The sequence below is a fragment of the Kitasatospora sp. NPDC003701 genome (assembly GCF_053587085.1).
On record NZ_JBSFNM010000046.1, the window covers coordinates 54,574 to 74,323 of the forward strand.

13 protein-coding genes are annotated in these 19,750 nt (G+C 71.2%); 11 read left to right on the top strand and 2 right to left on the bottom strand.

The genetic code is table 11. The features are described from left to right. Window positions 1–74 precede the first annotated feature (74 nt). Both ACWDRR_RS31925 and ACWDRR_RS31930 read left to right on the top strand, forming a co-directional pair. Window positions 75–617: a SigE family RNA polymerase sigma factor gene (locus tag ACWDRR_RS31925; RefSeq protein WP_449775733.1), complete on the top strand. Its 543-nt coding sequence runs from the start codon at window positions 75–77 to the stop codon at window positions 615–617. A gap of 117 nt (window positions 618–734) precedes the next feature. Further along, window positions 735–2,012, top strand: coding sequence for a hypothetical protein (locus tag ACWDRR_RS31930; protein ID WP_449775734.1), 1,278 nt, complete (start codon window positions 735–737; stop codon window positions 2,010–2,012). Window positions 2,013–2,098: 86 nt separating this feature from the next. Here the strand turns inward: ACWDRR_RS31930 and ACWDRR_RS31935 are convergent, their stop codons facing one another. Both ACWDRR_RS31935 and eccCa read right to left on the bottom strand, forming a co-directional pair. Beyond that, the gene (locus ACWDRR_RS31935) at window positions 2,099–3,508 is read right to left on the bottom strand and encodes an APC family permease (RefSeq protein WP_449775735.1); all 1,410 of its coding nucleotides are present in this window, start codon (window positions 3,506–3,508) and stop codon (window positions 2,099–2,101) included. A 482-nt stretch (window positions 3,509–3,990) separates the two neighbouring features. Next, window positions 3,991–7,938, bottom strand: a complete 3,948-nt coding sequence (gene eccCa / locus ACWDRR_RS31940) for a type VII secretion protein EccCa (RefSeq protein ID WP_449775736.1) — start codon at window positions 7,936–7,938, stop codon at window positions 3,991–3,993. Window positions 7,939–8,460: 522 nt separating this feature from the next. Here eccCa and eccD point away from each other — a divergent pair. The 9 genes from eccD to ACWDRR_RS31985 all read left to right on the top strand — a co-directional run bounded on the left by eccD (window position 8,461) and on the right by ACWDRR_RS31985 (window position 19,437). Continuing rightward, window positions 8,461–9,918, top strand: a complete 1,458-nt coding sequence (eccD, locus tag ACWDRR_RS31945) for a type VII secretion integral membrane protein EccD (protein ID WP_449775737.1) — start codon at window positions 8,461–8,463, stop codon at window positions 9,916–9,918. 163 nt (window positions 9,919–10,081) lie between these two features. Continuing rightward, a complete protein-coding gene (rpsO, locus tag ACWDRR_RS31950; protein ID WP_093860318.1) occupies window positions 10,082–10,372 on the top strand; it encodes a 30S ribosomal protein S15 in 291 nt (96 codons plus the stop codon). 467 nt (window positions 10,373–10,839) lie between these two features. After that, complete coding sequence (locus tag ACWDRR_RS31955) at window positions 10,840–13,047, top strand: polyribonucleotide nucleotidyltransferase (RefSeq protein ID WP_449775738.1); 2,208 nt, start codon at window positions 10,840–10,842, stop codon at window positions 13,045–13,047. Window positions 13,048–13,130: 83 nt separating this feature from the next. After that, window positions 13,131–14,507, top strand: coding sequence for a M16 family metallopeptidase (locus tag ACWDRR_RS31960; RefSeq protein WP_449775739.1), 1,377 nt, complete (start codon window positions 13,131–13,133; stop codon window positions 14,505–14,507). Window positions 14,508–14,521: 14 nt separating this feature from the next. Next, window positions 14,522–15,268, top strand: coding sequence for a 4-hydroxy-tetrahydrodipicolinate reductase (gene dapB, locus ACWDRR_RS31965; RefSeq protein WP_449775740.1), 747 nt, complete (start codon window positions 14,522–14,524; stop codon window positions 15,266–15,268). Between the two features lie 7 nt (window positions 15,269–15,275). Beyond that, window positions 15,276–15,737: a hypothetical protein gene (locus ACWDRR_RS31970; RefSeq protein WP_449775741.1), complete on the top strand. Its 462-nt coding sequence runs from the start codon at window positions 15,276–15,278 to the stop codon at window positions 15,735–15,737. Further along, entirely contained in the window at window positions 15,734–16,465 is a 732-nt protein-coding gene (gene thyX, locus ACWDRR_RS31975; protein ID WP_449775742.1) for an FAD-dependent thymidylate synthase, read from the top strand. The genes ACWDRR_RS31970 and thyX overlap by 4 nt, the downstream gene beginning before the upstream one ends. Window positions 16,466–16,680: 215 nt before the next feature. Then, the gene (gene dapA, locus ACWDRR_RS31980; RefSeq protein ID WP_449775743.1) at window positions 16,681–17,580 is read left to right on the top strand and encodes a 4-hydroxy-tetrahydrodipicolinate synthase; all 900 of its coding nucleotides are present in this window, start codon (window positions 16,681–16,683) and stop codon (window positions 17,578–17,580) included. A gap of 171 nt (window positions 17,581–17,751) precedes the next feature. Next, window positions 17,752–19,437, top strand: coding sequence for a ribonuclease J (locus ACWDRR_RS31985; RefSeq protein WP_449775744.1), 1,686 nt, complete (start codon window positions 17,752–17,754; stop codon window positions 19,435–19,437). Window positions 19,438–19,750: the final 313 nt, after the last annotated feature.

The following is a 19,750-nucleotide window of genomic DNA, read 5'->3' on the forward strand; positions in this document are numbered from 1 at the left end:
GCCCGGCTGTAACATCCCGCCCCGCTCACCGCATCCAAGAGATGTCGACGGCAGCGGGCAGGGGGGCACGGGGGATGGGGCGGATCGGCGCCACGCGCGGGGTCAAGGACGGGGAGTTCCTGGAACTCGTGTCGAGTCGGACCGGTCACCTGTACCGCTCCGCCTGCCTGCTGACCGGCGGCGACACCCACCACGCCGAGGACCTCGTCCAGGAGGCCCTCAGCCGGATGTACGTGCTGTGGCGCCGCGCGGCCTGGACAGGCGGCCGGTACCGGATCGACAACCCCGGCGCGTACGCCCACACCGTGATGGTGCGCACCTTCCTCGCCCAGCAGCGCCGCCGCTCCAGCGGCGAACGCCCCACCGGCGAACTGCCCGAACCGGAGGGCCGCGAGGCGGACAGCACCCTGCGGCTGACCCTGCTCGACGCGCTCACCCGGCTGCCGGCCAAGGACCGGGCGGTGCTGGTGCTGCGCTACTGGGAGGACCGCAGCGTCGAGGAGACCGCCGAGGTGCTGCGGGCCTCCTCCGGCGCGGTCCGCACCCGCACCACCCGTGCCCTGGGCAGGCTGCGGGCGCTGCTCGGCGACTCGCTCGCCGAGCTGGCCACCCACTGAGCCCGCCCGCCCGCCGGCCCCGAGCCCGCGCGGCCGCCGCCGACCGGGCCCCGAGCCCGTCGAGCGGACGAACTCCGCCGTCATCCGACCTGTGATCGAAAGAAGCGGTGATCACCCATGTCCGAGCAGGACACGTTCGAAGACGATCTTCTCTACGCCATCACCCGGGCCGGTGAGGGCTTCCACACCGAGCAGGCGCCGCTGGTCGCGGGCGGCCTGGACCGCGGCCGCCGCCGTTGGCGCCGCCGCTCGGCCGCCGCGGTGGTCGGCGGCGCGGCCGCGCTGGCCCTGGTGGGCACCGGCGCGGTGTACCTCTCCGGCTCCACCCCGGCCGGCACCGCGCTCGTCGCGGCCGGCAGCGGTTCCGCGTCCGGTTCCGCGTCCGGTGCGGCTGCCGGCTCCGCCTCGCCGGTGGCGTCGGCCTCCGCCTCGTTGCCGGTGATCACCGGCGAGGAGGTGCTCGCCACCCTCCAGGCACTGCTGCCCGCGGGCCGCGGCACCAAGGGCTCGGGACACGGCACCGAGCCCTCCGGCAAGCCCGGCGCGGCGCCGCTCGTCACCGCGAACCTGGTCTTCGACGACGGCAAGGGCGAGGCCGCGGTGGGCATCTCGGTCGGCCGGCTGGCGGAGGGCGACCCCGGCCGGGCGGAGAACACCTGCCCCGACAAGAAGTACATCCCGTACGACGCCTGCACCGCCACCACCCTGCCGGACGGCGGCTCGCTGACCGTGTTCCAGGGCTACGAGTACCCCGACCGCCGGGTCGACATCAAATGGTGGAACGCCACGCTGGTGGGCAAGGACGGCCGGCGGATCGAGCTGTCCGAGTGGAACGCGGCGGCGGAGAAGGACTCCCCGGTCACCCGGGCGACCCCGCCGCTGAGCGCCGAGCAGCTGAAGGCGGTCGTCACGGACAGGTCCTGGGAGCGGATCGTCGCCGCGATCCCGGTGCCCGCGCCGGTCACGCCCCGGGACACCGGCAAGGAGTACGGCCAGGAGGAGATCCTGAGCATCACCGCCGAGCTGCTCCCGGCCGGGCTGACCGAGACGGAGACCGGCGGCCAGGCGGGCTTCGCCGCCTTCGTCGTGAACGACGGCAAGGGCAAGTCCCTGGTGGAGATCAACGTGCAGGACTGGAGCAGGGACCCCGAGCGCGGCTCGATCTTCGCCGGCGCCGAGCAGCTCCCCGACGGCACCAGGGTGACGACCAGGAAGACGCCCGGCAACCCGGTGATGTGGACGGTCGACACCCTGCGCCCGAACGGTCTGCGGGTGGTGATCAGCGCGTTCAACAGCGGTACCCAGCACACCCCGGCCACCCGGACCGCGCCGGCACTGACCGTGGACCAGCTGAAGGCGATCGCCACCTCCCCGGAGTGGAAGCTCAAGAAGTAGCCGCACGAGGGACGGCGGTGCCCCGGGCCGGGTGGCCCGGGGCACCGCCGTGTGGGGGGAGGGGTGGGGGTCTCGGCGGGCCGTTCTCAGGCCTGCTGGTCCTCGGGGAGGGTGATCACCCAGCGGGTCTCCTGCCGGGGGCGCAGGTAGCACAGCCAGTAGAGGGTGGCGACGGCGGTGATGCCGCCGGTCCACAGCAGGGGCACGGTGTCCAGCTGCGTGATGATGTAGACCAGCACGGCGATCAGGACCACCGGGACGGCCGGCCAGAGCGGCATCCGCCAGGCGGCGGCGTGCTTGTGGTGCTTGCGGCGCGACAGCAGCGCGGCGATCGCGACCAGCAGGTACATCCCGGTGACGGCGACGCCGGTGATCTCGCTCAGCAGCTCGCCCTTGACGAAGCAGAGCGCGGCGCCCGGCAGGCCGACGGCCAGCGTGGCCACCCACGGCGAGCCGAACCGGCCCAGGGTGGAGAAGGCCTTGTTGACCGGCTCGGGCCAGGCCTTGTCACGGGCCGAGGCGAACAGCACCCGGGAGTTCTGGATGACCATGACGATGCCGGCGTTGATGATCGCCAGGGCGACGCAGAGGCTGATGAAGGTGCCGACGGCGGAGTTGCTCCACGCGGTGACCAGGCCGGAGATGTCGCCGGAGGTCAGCGTCGCCAGGTCGGGGGCGCCCATGGTGATCGCGACGACCGGGACCAGGATGACCGCGGCGGAGATGCCGAGGGTCCACAGCACGGTGCGCGAGACGTTGCGGCGCGGGTTCTCCAGCTCCTCGGAGAGGTAGACCGCGGTGGAGAAGCCCTGGGTGATGAAGAGTGCGATGCCGAGCGCGCCGACGATGGCGCCGATGCTCACCGTGGTGGTGGCGCCGTCGTCGCCGGCGACCACCCCGTGCAGCAGGCTGGGCGCGCCGCCGTTGGCGTGGGCGAAGCCGAGCACCGAGACGACGCCGGCCGCGATGACCTCCAGGACCAGGAAGACACCGGTGATCCAGGCGTTGGCGCGCAGGTCCAGCAGACCGGCCAGGGTGGCGGCCAGCATCACCGCGGCGCCGGCGATCGGCTTGTCGACGTGCAGCACCGGGGCGAGGTAGTCGGCCGTGCCGAGGGCGATCACCGAGGGGACGATCAGCACCACGATCAGCGAGAGCACGAAGACCAGCCAGCCGGCGAGGCGCCCGGCCAGGGTGCCGACCATCGCGTACTCGCCACCGGCGCTGGGGATCAGGGTGCCGAGCTCGGAGTAGCAGAAGGCGACCGCGATGCAGAGCACCGAGCCGATCGCGATGGCCAGCGCGGTGGCGCTGCCGATGCTGGAGAACAGTTCCGGGACGATCACGAAGAGCGTGGAGGCCGGGGTGACGCAGGACAGCGTGAGCAGGGTCCCGCCCACGACACCGATCGAGCGCTTGAGCGTCTGGGGGGAGGCGGCGCCCTGGTCCGCCGTAGTGGGGGCTACGGCGAGTGGCGGGCGAAGCGTGTCGGTCATGTGGCTTCCGATCGGCTCTGTGCGGTCCTGGAGAGGGAGCGGTATCGCCTCCGCTGGCTTGCTGCTGTGGGGTTCTGGTCCTTCGCTCCCGGGCCGCCATGGAACCTTGGCCGTATTGATTGCGTCAATGGCGGAAATGCTTCGGAATCCGTTGCGGCAGAGGGCATAAACATGCGATCCGATGATCACGCACGGTCATTCTCACGTATGTCCGACTTGTTACCTTCGCCACATGGAGCTTGAATCCAAGGTGAACGGAGCATTGCGTGCTCCCATTCCAAGGCGTTTGACCAGCGCGGAGACGACTCACCCAGGCGACCCTCCGCCGCCCGCCACCGCCGGCGCAGGGTGCGGGAACCGCAGCCCCGGCCCGGAAAGATCTAGGTAACGTTTCAGCACCTGGACGCGAAAGGGGCCGGGCTCCTCGGAACCCGACCCCTTCGATCACTTTCCGTGACCACCGCCGACGGCGGCCGCACCTGCTACGCCGACGGCAGCCAGCCCGTCTGCACCATCTGCCCGCTGGTGATCCGGCGCGAGACGAACACGCCCCGGCCCGGCGGCAGCGGCTGCGGCTTGACCGTGCCCAGCAGCGCGCCCTCGTCCTTGTTGCCGGAGAGGATCACGCCCTGGCCGCCCAGCTCCCGCATCCGCTGCATCACCGGCTCGTAGAGCGAGCGACCGGCGCCGCCCGCGCTGCGCGCGATGATCATGCGCAGGCCGATGTCCCGGGCGAACGGCAGGAACTCGGCCAGCGGCCCCAGCGGATTGCCCGAGCTGGTCGCCACCAGCTCGTAGTCGTCCACGATCACGAACATGTCCTTGCCGCTGTACCAGCTGCGGTTGCGCAGCTGCTCGGCGGTCACGTCCGGGCCCGGCAGACGGCGCGAGCACGCCCCGCGCAGCATCTCCACGATGCTCGTCATGGCCGGCTGCGCCGCCGCGTACTCGACCAGGTACTCCTGCGGCACCGCACCGAGCAGCGCGCGCCGGTAGTCACCGACCACGATGCCGGCCTGGTCCGGGGTGTACCGCTCGGTGATCTGCTTGATCAGCATCCGCAGCGTCGCCGACTTCCCGGACTCGGTGTCGCCGAAGACGATGAACAGCGGGTCCGTCTCGAAGTTGACGAACGCCGGCGCCAGCTCGACCTCGTCCACACCGAAGGCGACACCGCGCTCCGGGTACTCGAAGCCCTTCGGCAGCGAGTGGCCGTCCAGCACCGCCGGCAGCATCCGGACCTGCGGGGCGCGCGGGCCCGTCCAGGCCGCGTTGACGGCGGCGACCAGCGCGGCCACCCCGTCCTGCAGGTCCTCCACCGAGGAGGAGCCGTCCAGCCGGGGCAGGCCGGAGAGGAAGTGCAGCTTGCCGGAGGTGACGCCGCGCCCCGGCAGGGCCGGGACGTTCTGCGCCACCCGGCGGTCCACCTCGGACTCCATCGCGTCACCGAGCTTGAGCTCGGTCCGGTTCTGCAGCAGGTCCTTCAGCGCCGGGCGGACCTCCGCGTAGCGGGCCGCCGTGACGATCAGGTGGACGCCGTAACCGAGACCGCGCTGGGCGATGTCCCCGATCACCGGCTCCAGCATCTCGAACTCCTGCTTGAAGGTGTTCCAGCCGTCGATCATCAGGAAGACGTCGCCGAACTGCTCGTCCGGCAGCTGGCCGCTGGCCCGCCGGGCCCGGTAGGTCGCGATCGAGTCGATCCCGGTCGCCCGGAACAGCTCCTCGCGCCGGTTCAGCACCCCGTGCACCTCGCTGATCATCCGGCGCACCTTGTCGGCGTCCAGACGGCCGGCCACCCCGCCGACGTGCGGGAGCTCCTGCAGCGACTGGAAGCCGCCGCCGCCGAAGTCCAGCAGGTAGAACTGCGCCTCCAGCGGCGTGTGGGTGAGCGCGAAGCCGGCCACCGTGGTGCGCACCATCGTCGACTTGCCGGACCGCGGGCCACCCACGATCAGACCGTGACCGGCCGCACCCGAGTAGTCCTGGTGCAGCACGTCGCGGCGCTGCTCGCGCGGCCGGTCCACGATGCCGACCGGCACGTTGAGCCGGCCCAGCGCGCCGAACCCCGGCGAGGTCAGACCGCGCTCCGCGGTCGCCTGCAGCGGCGGCAGCAGCTGGTCCACGCTCGGCGCCTCGTCCAGCGGCGGCAGCCACACCTGGTGCGCGGCCGGGCCCTGCCCCGCCATCCGCTGCACGAAGACGTCCAGCACGGTGTCGACCAGGGCGTCGTCCTGCTCCTCGATCTCCGGCTCCACCTCCTGCACCAGGGGCTCCAGCACCGGCACCTCGGCCGCGGTGAACAGCACCGGCTGCGCCGTCACCAGCCGTCCGCCGGTCGAGCGCTGCTGCCCCGGCGCCCGGTAGGGCCCCGAGACGTACGCGGCCTTGAACCGGTCCATCACGTCGGTGCCGAACTTCAGGTAGCCGACACCCGGCACCGGCGGCAGGTGGTACGCGTCCGGCACGCCGATCGCCGCCCGCGACTCGGCCGCCGAGAAGGTGCGCAGACCGATCCGGTACGACAGGTAGGTGTCCAGGCCGCGCAGCTTGCCCTCCTCCAGGCGCTGCGAGGCCAGCAGCAGGTGCACACCCAGCGAACGGCCGATCCGGCCGATCTGGATGAACATGTCGATGAAGTCCGGCTTCGCGGTGAGCAGCTCGGAGAACTCGTCGATGATCAGCACCAGCGACGGCAGCGGGTCCAGCGCCGCACCCGCCGCGCGGGCCCGCTCGTACTCGTTCAGGTTGGCGTAGTTGCCGGCCGAGCGCAGCAGCTCCTGCCGGCGGTTCATCTCGCCCTCGATCGCGTCGCGCATGCGGTCGACCAGGGTGAGCTCGCCCTCCAGGTTGGTGATCACTGCCGAGGTGTGCGGCATGTCCGCCATGCCGGCGAAGGTCGCACCACCCTTGAAGTCCGCGAGGACGAAGTTCAGCGTCTCCGAGGAGTGCGTCATCGCCAGGCCCAGCACCAGGGTGCGCAGCAGCTCCGACTTGCCGGAGCCGGTCGCGCCGACGCAGAGGCCGTGCGGGCCCATGCCTTCGAGCGCCGCCTCCTTGATGTCCAGGTAGACGTGCTCGCCGCCGGCCCCGACGCCGATCGGCACCCGCAGCTTCTCGTGCTGCGCCCGCGGCCGCCAGCTGCGCGTCACGTCGAACGAGCCCGGGTCGCCCGAGTTCATCAGCTCGGTGAAGTCCAGGTTGGACAGCAGCGGTTCGTCGTCGCCGCCGGCCGAGATCCGGTACGGCGCCAGCTGCCGGGCCAGCGCCTCGGACTGCCAGGTGGACAGGGTGTCCGGCGTGCCGGTGTACGTCGCGCCGGAGGCCGAGCGCAGCACCAGCTCGTCCGGCGTCACCGTGACGATCAGGTGGCCGGTCGGCTCGTCCAGGTCGCCCGGGACCACCTCGACGATGGTCACCCCGTGCACGCCCTCCGCGCCGGCCAGCACCGAGTCGTGCGGGACGGACGCGCCGTCCATGACGACGATGATGTGCGGCTGGTCCGAGGACGGCGCCGCGTCGCGCACGAAGCGCTGGCGGCCCGCCAGTTCGTCCTGGAGCAGGTACTCCAGCTCACCGAGGCCGGTGGCGATCAGCCGGCGCGAGCCCGCGCCGTCGCTGTCCTTGCGGTGCTGGTTGTGCGGGAGCCACTTGGTCCACTCCCACTCCTCCACCGCGCCCGGCGCCGCGGCCACCGTGACCAGCAGGTCGTCCGGCGAGTGCAGCGTCGTCAACTGGGCGATCATCGCCCGGACGTTGCCGTACACGGTGTCCGGGTCGCCGCACACCGTGATGTGGTAGAAGGCGCGCAGCGAGACCGCCAACGGCAGGTCCTGCAGCGTGCCGTGGGCCTTCAGGAAGGTGTGCATGGCCGCCGCGGAGAGCGGCTCCAGCTCCTCCATCGGCGCCGTCTGCGGCGCCACCAGCGGAGTCGACAGCTGGACCGGCCCCCGGCCGACCCGGATCTGGGCGAAGTCCGCGTCCCCCGTGCGGCGTTCCCAGAGCCGGCGGCCGTCCGCGACGATCGACCAGAGCTGGTCCGGCTCCGGGTTCAGGAACAGCTGCGCGCCGCGCTGGCGCTCCGCCGTCCGGCGCACCTGGCGGCGCATCTGCTGCAGGTACTTGAGGTAGTCGCGCCGCTCGTCGGCGGTGGCGGTGGAGCCGCCCTTGCGCGCCCGCATGATCTGGGCCAGCGCCATGCCGACCGTCGAGACGATCATCAGGCCACCCATGATCTTCATGGGGGCCTGCGCGCCGGGCGAGAAGAAGAACACCGCCGAGCCGCCCATGCCGAGCATCGGCAGGATGCTCATCACCCAGTCCTCGTTGCCCGAGCGGGGCAGCTCGGGCGGGGTGACCAACTCCACCGGTTCGTCCGGCACCGCCGGGGGATAGGCCCGCGCGGGGCGCTTGACCGTGATCACACTCATGCGCACCCCACCCCGCGGTTTCGAACGGTCTGATCGTTCACTTCGGCATCAGCCCTCACGCAACTGGATACGTACGGGTGAGGGCGCCCCGTGTGACGCCGCCCCCGCTCCGCCGACCGCAGGCACCCGGGGAGGAGCGCGGCCCCTGCCCCCTGTCGCCTTGCGCAGGGGCCGATCCTACTGGGGCCCGTTCCGGCGGATCAGCCAGGGCGCCCCCGGGGCCGCCGCCGACCCCGCCGGACGCCGCCGGACACCGCTCCACCGGCCCCTGCGCGGTGGCGGCCGGGAACGGAGCGGGTAGGGTAACGCCGCGCCAACTCATGGCCGGATCGAGTCAGTTCCAGCCCGGCCGGCACGCGCCAGCAGCCAGCACGACCGCCGCCGGTAGAGCGGCACCGTCAACAAGGGGGAGCGCCCAGTGCGTCGAGCGATCGAGGGGTGCGCAGTGAGCGAGCGAAGCGAGCCACTCGCCGGGGAAGCGCGTCGTGCTCGGCACGCGCGGAGCGTCGGCGAGGTGCGGGCATGAGCACCTCCGCCACCACCGGCTTCTGCCGGGTCACCGTCGTCGCCCCGGACAGCCGGATCGACGTCGCCCTGCCCGAGGACGTCCCGCTCGCCGACGTCTACCCCGAGGTGCTGCGGCTCTCCGGGCAGACCCAGCCCGACGGCGCCCCGACCGGCTTCCACCTGGTCCGCCGCGACGGCACCGTGCTCGACAGCGGCCTGCCGCTCGCCGCGCAGCAGGTCCGTGACGGCGACCTGCTCAGCCTGCGCCCCTTCGCCGAGTCGCTGCCGCCGGCCGTCTACGACGACGTCGCCGACGCCATCGCCACCGCCGTCGAGGCCGACCGCCGGTTCTGGAGCCCCGAGTTGATGCGGGCCTTCGGCCTGATCGGCGCCGGTGTGCTGCTCACCCTGCTCGGCTTCGCGCTCTGGTTCTCCGACCTGCGCCACGACATGCACGGCCTGCCCGGTGTCCTCTCCGGCGTCATCGCCGTGGTGCTCACCGCCCTGGCCGGCGTCCGCGCCCGGGTCTACCAGGACGCCTGGGCCGCGCTCGCGCTCGGCCTCGGCGCCCTGCCGCACGCCCTGATCGGCGGCAGCGGCCTCATCGCCGTCGCCCACCCGTGGGAGGGCCCGGGCCGGCTCCAGTTCCTCACCGGCTGCGTCACCGTCCTGGTGATCGCCGTCCTGCTGGTCGGCCTGCTGCCCGAGAAGGACTCGCTGTTCGTCGCCGCCGCCTTCCTGGCCGCGGCCGGCGCGCTCGCCACCTTCGCCGCCGTGCTGCTGCCGGCGACCCCGGCCAACCACATCGCCGCCGTCACGGGTGTCGCCGCCGTCGCCGTGATCGGCTTCCTGCCGAGCCTCTCCGCCCGCTTCGCCCGGCTGCCCGTCGGCTTCAGCGCCCCCGGCCAGACCCGGACCCGCAGCCGCGACTACGACGAGGAGGCCGGCCGCGCCGAGGCCGTCCAGTACGAGCGCATCGCCCACCAGGCCCGCCGCGGCCACGAGGTGCTGGTCGGCCTGGTCGGCGGCTGCGCCGCGGTGATCGTCGGCGCCTGCGCCGTGCTCGGCTTCACCGACGAGCTCTTCCCGGAGCTGCTCGCCCTCACCCTCGGCATCGCCACCATGCTGCGCGCCCGGCTGTTCCGCTACACCGCGCAGGTCTTCAGCCTCACCATCGCCGGCCTGTTCGGCCTGTCGCTGCTGATCGTCGGCCTCTCGCTGCACACCCCGCTGTTCATCCTGAAGGCCGCCAGCTCCACCGAGGTGGACCTGCGCACGATCTGGCTGGCCACCTCGATCGCCTTCGGCGCCGCGGTGCTCACCGCGATCGCCCTGGTGGTGCCCCGGCTCGGCGTCTCGCCGTTCTGGGGGCGCATCCTGGACCTGGTCGACAGCCTCACCCTGATCGCCCTCGTCCCGCTGGCGCTGGGCGTGCTGGAGGTCTACGGCCTGGTCCGCGGCGCCACCGGCTGACCGGTCGCGCCGGGCGCACTGGTACGCTTGCCCTTCGAGTGCAGCAGGGTGTCCGCCCCACGCGGGTCGCAGACCGCCGGCCGCACTCAGTCACGACACCGAGTTCTCACAGAGTCCTGTGCCGTAGACCAGGCCCGCTCGGTATCACCCCGAAGGAGTTGCAGTGGCACTCGCCTCTGACATCAAGAAGCAGATCATCGCCGAGTTCGGCCAGAAGGAGGGCGACACCGGCTCCCCCGAGGTGCAGGTGGCCATGCTCTCCCGCCGTATCTCGGACCTGACCGAGCACCTGAAGGCCCACAAGCACGACCACCACTCGCGTCGTGGCCTGCTGATCCTGGTCGGCCAGCGTCGCCGCCTCCTGCAGTACCTGGCCAAGAAGGACATCGAGCGTTTCCGTACGCTCGTCGACCGCCTGGGCATCCGCCGCGGTGCCGCCGGCGGCGCCCGCTAAGACCGCCGCTCGGGGCGGCTCCCCACACCGGGGAGCCGCCCCTCGCGCGTATGCCGCGGTCGGCGCTCCGGGACGCCCCGGGCACGACGACCGCACATAACAACTCGCGCGCACCTCCCCTGGTGGCCGAGGATTGCACCGTAGGGTTGTGGGCATGCCGGGTGATGGCGCGACACCGCGCCACCCGGGCAAAAGACCCCGACCCCCCGCGGGACGAAGGCTTCAAACGGAAGCCGCCCGCATCCGAGAGAGCGTCCAGACGCGGACCGCCCGCCCGGGCCTGGCAGCCGAGAGGCGCCGGTCCTCGGTAGTGGCCGCCGGAAGCCCCGCAGACCGAGCGGGGCCCACCGGAGGCTTCGATCGAAGACCGGCCCGACTGCCTTCCTCTGCGAAAGAGGGTCCAGGGCCACCGGCAGCGATGCGCGGGGGCGCTCTCCCGGAGACGTACGAAAGAGGAGATCTTCCAGGTGGAAGAGAACGTGTTCTACGCCGAAGCCGTGATCGACAACGGTTCCTTCGGCACCCGTACCATCCGCTTCGAGACCGGCCGTCTGGCCCGTCAGGCCGCCGGCTCCGCCGTGGCCTACCTGGACGACGACACCATGGTGCTGTCGGCCACCAGCGCGTCCAAGCAGCCGAAGGAGCACTTCGACTTCTTCCCGCTGACCGTGGACGTCGAGGAGCGGATGTACGCCGCCGGCCGCATCCCCGGTTCGTTCTTCCGTCGTGAGGGCCGGCCCTCCGAGGACGCGATCCTCACCTGCCGCCTGATCGACCGCCCGCTGCGCCCGTCCTTCGTCAAGGGCCTGCGCAACGAGATCCAGGTCGTCGTCACCGTGATGGCGCTCAACCCGGACCACCTGTACGACGTGGTGGCCATCAACGCCGCCTCCGCCTCCACCCAGCTGGCGGGCCTGCCGTTCTCCGGCCCGATCGGTGGCGTCCGCGTCGCGCTGATCAAGGGCCAGTGGGTGGCCTTCCCGACCCACTCCGAGCTGGAGTCGGCCGTCTTCGACATGGTCGTCGCCGGTCGCGTCCTGCCGGACGGCGATGTCGCGATCATGATGGTCGAGGCCGAGGCCACCGACAAGACCATCAAGCTGGTCGAGGGCGGCGCCGACGCGCCGACCGAGGACGTCGTCGCCGCCGGTCTCGAGGCCGCGAAGCCGTTCATCAAGGTGCTCTGCGCCGCGCAGTCCCAGCTGGCCGCCCAGGCCGCCAAGCCCACCGGCGAGTTCCCGGTCTTCCTGGACTACCAGGACGACGTGCTCGCCGCCCTGACCGCCGCGGTCAAGGACGAGCTGGCCCAGGCGCTCACCATCCCGGGCAAGCAGGAGCGCAACAACGAGCTGGACCGCGTCAAGGCGATCGCCGCCGAGAAGCTCCTCCCGGAGTTCGAGGGTCGCGAGAAGGAGATCAGCGCCGCGTACAACGCGCTGACCAAGAAGGTCGTGCGCGAGCGCGTCATCAAGGACAAGGTCCGCATCGACGGCCGCGGTGTCACCGACATCCGCACCCTGGCCGCCGAGGTCGAGGCCATCCCGCGCGTCCACGGCTCGGCCCTGTTCGAGCGCGGCGAGACCCAGATCCTGGGTGTCACCACGCTGAACATGCTGCGCATGGAGCAGCAGCTGGACACGCTCTCCCCGGAGACGCGTCGCCGCTACATGCACAACTACAACTTCCCGCCGTACTCGGTCGGCGAGACCGGCCGCGTGGGCTCGCCCAAGCGCCGCGAGATCGGCCACGGCGCGCTGGCGGAGCGGGCGATCCTGCCCGTGCTGCCGACCCGCGAGGAGTTCCCCTACGCGATCCGCCAGGTCTCCGAGGCGCTGAGCTCCAACGGCTCCACCTCGATGGGCTCGGTCTGCGCCTCCACCATGTCGCTGCTGAACGCCGGTGTGCCGCTGAAGGCCGCCGTCGCCGGTATCGCCATGGGCCTGATCTCGCAGGAGATCGACGGTGAGACGCACTACGTCGCGCTGACCGACATCCTGGGCGCCGAGGACGCGTACGGCGACATGGACTTCAAGGTCGCCGGTACCCGCAACTTCATCACCGCGCTGCAGCTGGACACCAAGCTGAACGGCATCCCGGCCTCCGTGCTGGCCGCCGCGCTGAAGCAGGCCAAGGACGCCCGCCTGCACATCCTCGACGTGATGAACGAGGCCATCGACGCGCCCGACGAGATGTCGCCGAACGCGCCGCGCATCATCACCATCAAGATCCCGGTGGACAAGATCGGTGAGGTCATCGGCCCCAAGGGCAAGATGATCAACCAGATCCAGGAGGACACCGGCGCGGACATCACCATCGAGGACGACGGCACCATCTACATCGGTGCGGTCGACGGTCCCTCGGCGGAGGCTGCCCGTACGACGATCAACCAGATCGCCAACCCGACCATGCCGGAGGTCGGCGAGCGCTACCTGGGCACCGTGGTGAAGACCACGACGTTCGGCGCGTTCGTTTCGCTCATGCCGGGCAAGGACGGCCTGCTGCACATCTCGCAGATCCGCAAGCTGGCCGGTGGCAAGCGCGTGGAGAACGTCGAGGACGTGCTCGGCGTCGGCGCCAAGGTCCAGGTCGAGATCGCCGAGATCGACCCGCGCGGCAAGCTCTCGCTGATCCCGGTCGTCGAGGGCGAGGAGGGCGGCGAGGCCGCTTCCGAGTGAAGCGCCGCTAGCCCCCCGGTTCGATAGAAGCGGCCGCGGCCCGCACGCCCCGTCGGCGTGCGGGCCGCACCCTGTTGTTGCACATGCTTTCTACGGAGGTACACCCCGTGGCCCAGGCCTCGGCGGCGAAGCAGCGCCCCGGCACCACCCGGACCCTGCTCAAGGGCGTGGACGGCGCCGGCACGGTGCGCCGCACCGTCCTCCCCGGCGGCCTGCGGGTCGTCACCGAGACCCTGCCGACGGTGCGCTCCGCGACCTTCGGCATCTGGGTCGGCGTCGGCTCGCGGGACGAGACCCCGCAGCTCAACGGAGCCACCCACTACCTGGAGCACCTGCTCTTCAAGGGCACCGAGCGGCGCAGCGCGCTGGACATCTCGGCGGCCCTGGACGCGGTCGGCGGCGAGATGAACGCCTTCACCGCGAAGGAGAACACCTGCTACTACGCCAGGGTGCTCGACACCGACCTGCCGCTCGCCATCGACGTGGTCTGCGACATGCTCACCGGTTCGCTGATCCGCCCGGAGGACGTCGAGGCCGAGCGCGGCGTCATCCTGGAGGAGATGGCGATGGCCGAGGACGACCCGGGCGACGTGGTGCACGACCTCTTCGCCAAGGTGATCTTCGGCAGCGGTCCGCTCGGCCGCCCGATCCTCGGCACCCAGGAGACCGTCAAGGGCCTCACCCGCGACCAGATCGCCGGGTTCTTCCACCGCCGCTACAAGCCCGAGCACCTGGTCGTCGCCGCGGCCGGCAACCTGGACCACCGCAAGGTGGTCCGGCAGGTCGAGCGGGCCTTCGCACCGCTGCTGGAGCGCTCCACCGCCGAGCCCGCGCAGGCGCGGCGCGGCATCAAGGCGCTGCGCACGGCCGGCAAGGTCGAGGTGCTCAACCGCTCCACCGAGCAGGCCCACCTGGTGCTCGGCGTGCCCGGCGTGCCGCGCCACGACGAGCGCCGCTGGGCGATGGGCGTGCTGAACGCGGCGCTCGGCGGCGGGATGAGCTCGCGGCTGTTCCAGGAGGTCCGGGAGAAGCGCGGCCTGGCGTACTCGGTGTACTCCTACTCCTCGTCCTACGCGGACAGCGGCCTGTTCGGCATCTACGCCGGCTGCCAGCCCAAGCGGGTCGAGGAGGTGCTGCGGATCTGCCGCGAGGAGCTCGCCAAGGTGGTCGCCGACGGCATCACCGAGGAGGAGCTGCAGCGGGCGATCGGCCAGATCTCCGGCTCCACCGTGCTCGGCATGGAGGACACCGGCTCCCTGATGAACCGCATCGGCAAGGCCGAGCTGAGCTACGGCCACCACCTCTCGGTGGACGACATGCTGGCCAGGATCGCGGCGGTGACCCTGGACGACGTCCACGCGGTGGCCCGTGATGTGCTGGGCGCGTACCGGCCCTCGCTGGCGCTGATCGGCCCGATCACCGACAAGCGGGCCGCCCGGCTCGCCGACCTGCTGGTCTGAAGGGACTTCTCACCATGACGCTGCGTGTCGCCGTTCTCGGCGCCAAGGGCCGGATCGGCTCCGAGGCGGTCAAGGCCGTCGAGGCCGCCCCGGACATGGAGCTGGTCGCCGCGCTGGGCCGGGGTTCCGACCTGGCGGAACTGACCGCCGCCGGCGCCCAGGTCGCCGTCGAGCTCACCCACCCCGACTCGGTGATGGGCAACCTCGACCACTGCCTGCGGCACGGCATCCACGTGGTCACCGGTACCACCGGCTGGACCGAGGAGCGGCTGGACACCGTCCGCGGCCTGCTGGCCGAGGCGCCCGGCCTGGGTCTGCTGATCGCGCCGAACTTCTCGCTCGGCGCCGTGCTGGGCATGAAGTTCGCCCAGACCGCCGCCCGGTACTTCGAGTCGGTCGAGGTCGTCGAGCTGCACCACGACCGCAAGGCCGACGCGCCCAGCGGCACGGCCACCCGCACCGCCCAGCTGATCGCCGCCGCCCGGGCCGAGGCCGGCCGGCCGCCGCAGCAGGACCCGACCACGCACAGCCTGCCCGGCGCCCGCGGCGCGGACGTGGACGGGGTGCCGGTGCACGCCGTCCGGCTGCGCGGGCTGCTCGCCCACCAGCAGGTGATGTTCGGCGACACCGGTGAGACCCTCACCATCCGGCACGACTCGCTGCACCACAGCAGCTTCATGCCGGGCATCCTGCTGGGCGTCCGCAAGGTCGTGGACAACCACGGGCTCACCGTGGGCCTCGAGAACTTCCTGGACCTGTGAGCCCCGGATGACCTCCCGTACCGGCTTCTTCGTCCTCTCCGGCGTGCTGCTGCTGGTGGCCCTGGTCTGCGTGGGCGAGGGCGTCCAGCTGATCGCCACCGGCAAGCCGCTCGGCATCGGCCTGGGCCTGTGCGCCTTCGTCGTCCCGCCGATCGGGGTCTGGTTCCTGCGCCAGACCGTCCGCTTCGGCCGGGCCAGCGAGCGGCTCGCCCGCGAGCTGGAGGCCGAGGGCGGCCTGCCGGTGGACGAGCTGAAGCGCACCGCCGGCGGCCGGATCGACCGGGACTCCGCCGACGCGGTGTTCGCCCGCCGCAAGGCCGAGGCCGAGGCGTCCCCCGGCGACTGGCGGGTCTTCTTCCGCCTCGCGGTGGCGTACGCCGACGCCGGCGACACCCCGCGCGCCCGTAAGACCATGCAGCACGCGATCCGGCTGCACAGCACCAACGAACCCGCAAGGAGCACCGCGTGACCGACGAACCCGCGACCCCCCGGTTCCGCAGCGATGTCACCGTGGAGCTGGTCCGCAGCTCCGCCGCCGACTCGGACGTCATCTGGGCGGCCCGGGTCTCGACGGCCGGGGAGCAGTCCCTGGAGGCGTTGCAGCAGGACCCGGAGAAGTCCAAGGGCCTGATCAACTACCTGATGCGGGACCGGCACGGCACGCCGTTCGAGCACAACTCGATGACCTTCTTCATCAGTGCGCCGATCTTCGTCTTCCGGGAGTTCCACCGCCACCGCAGCGGCTGGTCGTACAACGAGGAGTCCGGCCGCTACCGCGAGCTGCAGCCGGTGTTCTACGTGCCGGGCGAGGACCGCAAGCTGGTCCAGGAGGGCCGCCCGGGCCGGTACGAGTTCGTCGACGGCACGGCCGAGCAGTTCGACGTGGTCGCCGAGCAGATGGAGGCCGCCTACCAGGGGGCCTACCGGGCGTACCAGGAGATGCTGGCGGCCGGCGTCGCCCGCGAGGTGGCCCGGGCGGTGCTGCCGGTCGGCCTGTTCTCCTCGATGTACGCGACCTGCAACGCCCGCTCGCTGATGCACTTCCTGTCGCTGCGGACCAAGAAGGAGAACGCGGCCGTGCCGTCGTTCCCGCAGCGCGAGATCGAGATGGTCGCCGAGCAGATGGAGGAGCAGTGGGCCCGGCTCATGCCGCTCACCCATGCGGCCTTCGAGAAGCACGGTCGAGTCGCCCCCTGACCTGGGACGACAGGCATATGGGCGGCTTGCCTGGCATGTCTGGATTGCGGCTTTTCTAGCCGCTCCCTACGCTCGTGACACGGATTCCGGTGCTGCATGAACCCCCGAGCATGCAGCACCGGAATCCCATCTTTGTGCCGCTCCGCGCGCCACACCTGTCCGAACCCTGGACCGGCTGGGGTACCGCCCCACCGCCTACGAGTAGTTTTGGACGCATGGCTCCGACCTCCACCCCCCAGACGCCGTTCGGCCGGGTCCTGACCGCGATGGTGACCCCGTTCACCGCTGACGGCGGGCTCGACCTCGACGGCGCGCAGCGCCTCGCCGCACACCTCGTCGACGCAGGCAACGACGGCCTCGTCGTCAACGGCACCACCGGTGAGTCCCCGACCACCAGCGACGCCGAGAAGGCCCGGCTCGTCCGCGCCGTCGTGGAAGCGGTGGGGGACCGCGCCCACGTGGTGGCCGGCGTCGGCACCAACGACACCCACCACAGCGCCGACCTGGCCCGCCAGGCCGAGGCGGCCGGAGCACACGGCCTGCTGGTCGTCACGCCGTACTACAGCAAGCCCCCGCAGGAGGGCCTGTACCGGCACACCACGCACATCGCGGACGCCACCGGCCTGCCGGTCATGCTCTACGACATCCCCGGCCGCAGCGGCGTCGCGCTGAGCCACGAGACGCTGGTCCGGCTCGGCGAGCACCCGCGGATCGTCGCCAACAAGGACGCCAAGGGCGACCTCGGCGCCGCCGCCTGGACGATCGCCCGCTCCGATCTGGCCTGGTACTCCGGCGACGACATCCTCAACCTGCCGCTGCTCTCCGTCGGCGCCGCCGGCGTGGTCAGCGTGGTGGGGCACGTGGTCGCCGGTGAGCTGCGCAGCATGATCGAGGCCTTCCTGGGCGGAGATGTGGCCAAGGCCACGGCGATCCACCAGAGCCTGCTGCCGGTCTTCAGCGGTATGTTCCGCACGCAGGGTGTCATCCTCACCAAGGCGGCCCTGGAGCTCCAGGGCCTGCCGGCCGGACCGCTCCGGCTGCCGCTGGTGGGCGCGACTTCCGAGGAGATCGCGCAATTGAAGAAGGATCTCGCCGCCGGCGGGGTACACCTGTAACAGACAAGACGTGCGCGCCCCGGCTCGCCGGACCTCCCGCGAGGTCCGCCGCTGGACCGGAACGAAGGCGCGAGAGCACCGACCCAGTAGGAAACCGACACTGAGTACGCACGCCATATGTCTCTCGGGGGAGGACCCCAGGCATATGGCGTGCGTCGTGAGGAGAGTCTTTTGAGCCACCCGCATCCCGAACTCGGCGCGCCCCCGGCCCTGAAGGAGGGCGCCCTGCGCATCACGCCGCTCGGCGGCCTCGGCGAGATCGGCCGCAACATGACGGTCCTCGAATTCGGGGACCGCATTCTCATCGTGGACTGCGGCGTCCTCTTCCCCGAGGACGAGCAGCCCGGCGTCGACCTGATCCTCCCGGACTTCAGCTACATCCGGGACCGGCTCGACAAGATCGACGGCATCGTGCTGACCCACGGGCACGAGGACCACATCGGTGCCGTCCCGTTCCTGCTCCGGGAGAACCCGGACATCCCGCTGATCGGGTCGAAGCTCACCCTCGCCCTGATCGAGGCCAAGCTGGCCGAGCACCGCATCCGGCCGTACGTGCTGGAGGTCAAGGAGGGCGACCGCGAGCGGATCGGCCCCTTCGACTGCCAGTTCATCGCGGTCAACCACTCCATCCCGGACGCGCTGGCCGTCGCCGTGCGCACGCCCGCCGGCATGGTGGTCGCCACCGGCGACTTCAAGATGGACCAGCTGCCGCTCGACGGCCGCCTCACCGACCTCCCGGCCTTCGCCAAGCTGGCCGAGGAGGGCATGGACCTGCTGCTGGTGGACTCCACCAACGCCGAGGTCCCCGGCTTCATCCCGCACGAGCGGGACATCTCGGCCGCACTGCGAAACGTCTTCGCGAACGCCGACAAGCGCATCATCGTCGCCTCCTTCGCCAGCCACGTGCACCGCATCCAGCAGGTGCTGGACGCCGCGCACGAGTACAAGCGCAAGGTGGCCTTCGTCGGCCGCTCGATGGTCCGCAACATGGGCATCGCCCGCGACCTCGGCTACCTGAAGGTCCCCGGCAACCTGGTCGTCGACGTCAAGCAGCTGGACGACCTCCCGGACAAGGAGGTCGTGCTGATCTGCACCGGTTCGCAGGGCGAGCCGATGGCGGCGCTGTCCCGGATGGCCAACCGCGACCACCAGATCCGCATCGTCGAGGGCGACACCGTCGTCCTGGCCTCCTCGCTGATCCCCGGCAACGAGAACGCCGTGTACCGGGTGATCAACGGCCTGACCCGCTGGGGCGCCAAGGTCGTGCACAAGGGCAACGCCAAGGTGCACGTCTCGGGCCACGCATCGGCCGGCGAGCTGCTGTACTTCTTCAACATCTGCAAGCCGCGCAACCTGATGCCCGTCCACGGCGAATGGCGCCACCTCCGCGCCGCCGCCGACCTGGGCATCGCCACCGGAATCCCGAAGCACCGCACCGTGATCGCGGAGGACGGCGTCTGCGTGGATCTTGAGAACGGCGTTGCCCGCATCGTGGGCAAGGTGCAGGCCGGCTACGTCTACGTGGACGGCTCGTCCGTGGGCGACATCACCGAAGCCTCCCTGAAGGACCGCCGGATCCTCGGCGAGGAGGGCTTCATCTCGGTCTTCGTGGTGGTCGACTCCACCAACGGCAAGATCGTGGGCGGCCCGACCATCCAGGCCCGCGGCTCCGGCATCGACGACAACGCGTTCGTCCCGGTGGCGGCCAAGCTCCAGGAAGCCCTGGACCGCTCGGCGAGCGACGGCGTCCTGGAGATCCGCCAGGTCCAGCAGCTCGTGCGCCGGACCATCGGCAAGTGGGTGGCGGACAACTACCGCCGCCGTCCGATGATCCTGCCGGTCGTCGTCGAGGTCTGAGCCCCCGCTCGACGGCCCCGCCGTTCGGTTTGACGTGGGGCGACCCGGTGCGTAATGTTCTCCGGGTTGCCCCACGGGACGGCCTGCAGGAAGTACTCGAAACGAATTTCGAGTTACGGAGCGCGGAAAACGGCCCGAGAAACTCTGGTAGAGTTCGGGAGCGCCGAAAGGCAAAAGCCGATCAGATAAACGAAACTCCGGAAAACGGAGCGGAAAACATCTGATAAGCTGGAAACACGAAAGAACGAAGCGCCCGGAGGGCCCGCTGGAAGGCGGTCCGAAGGAAGTGTCCGTTCCTTGAGAACTCAACAGC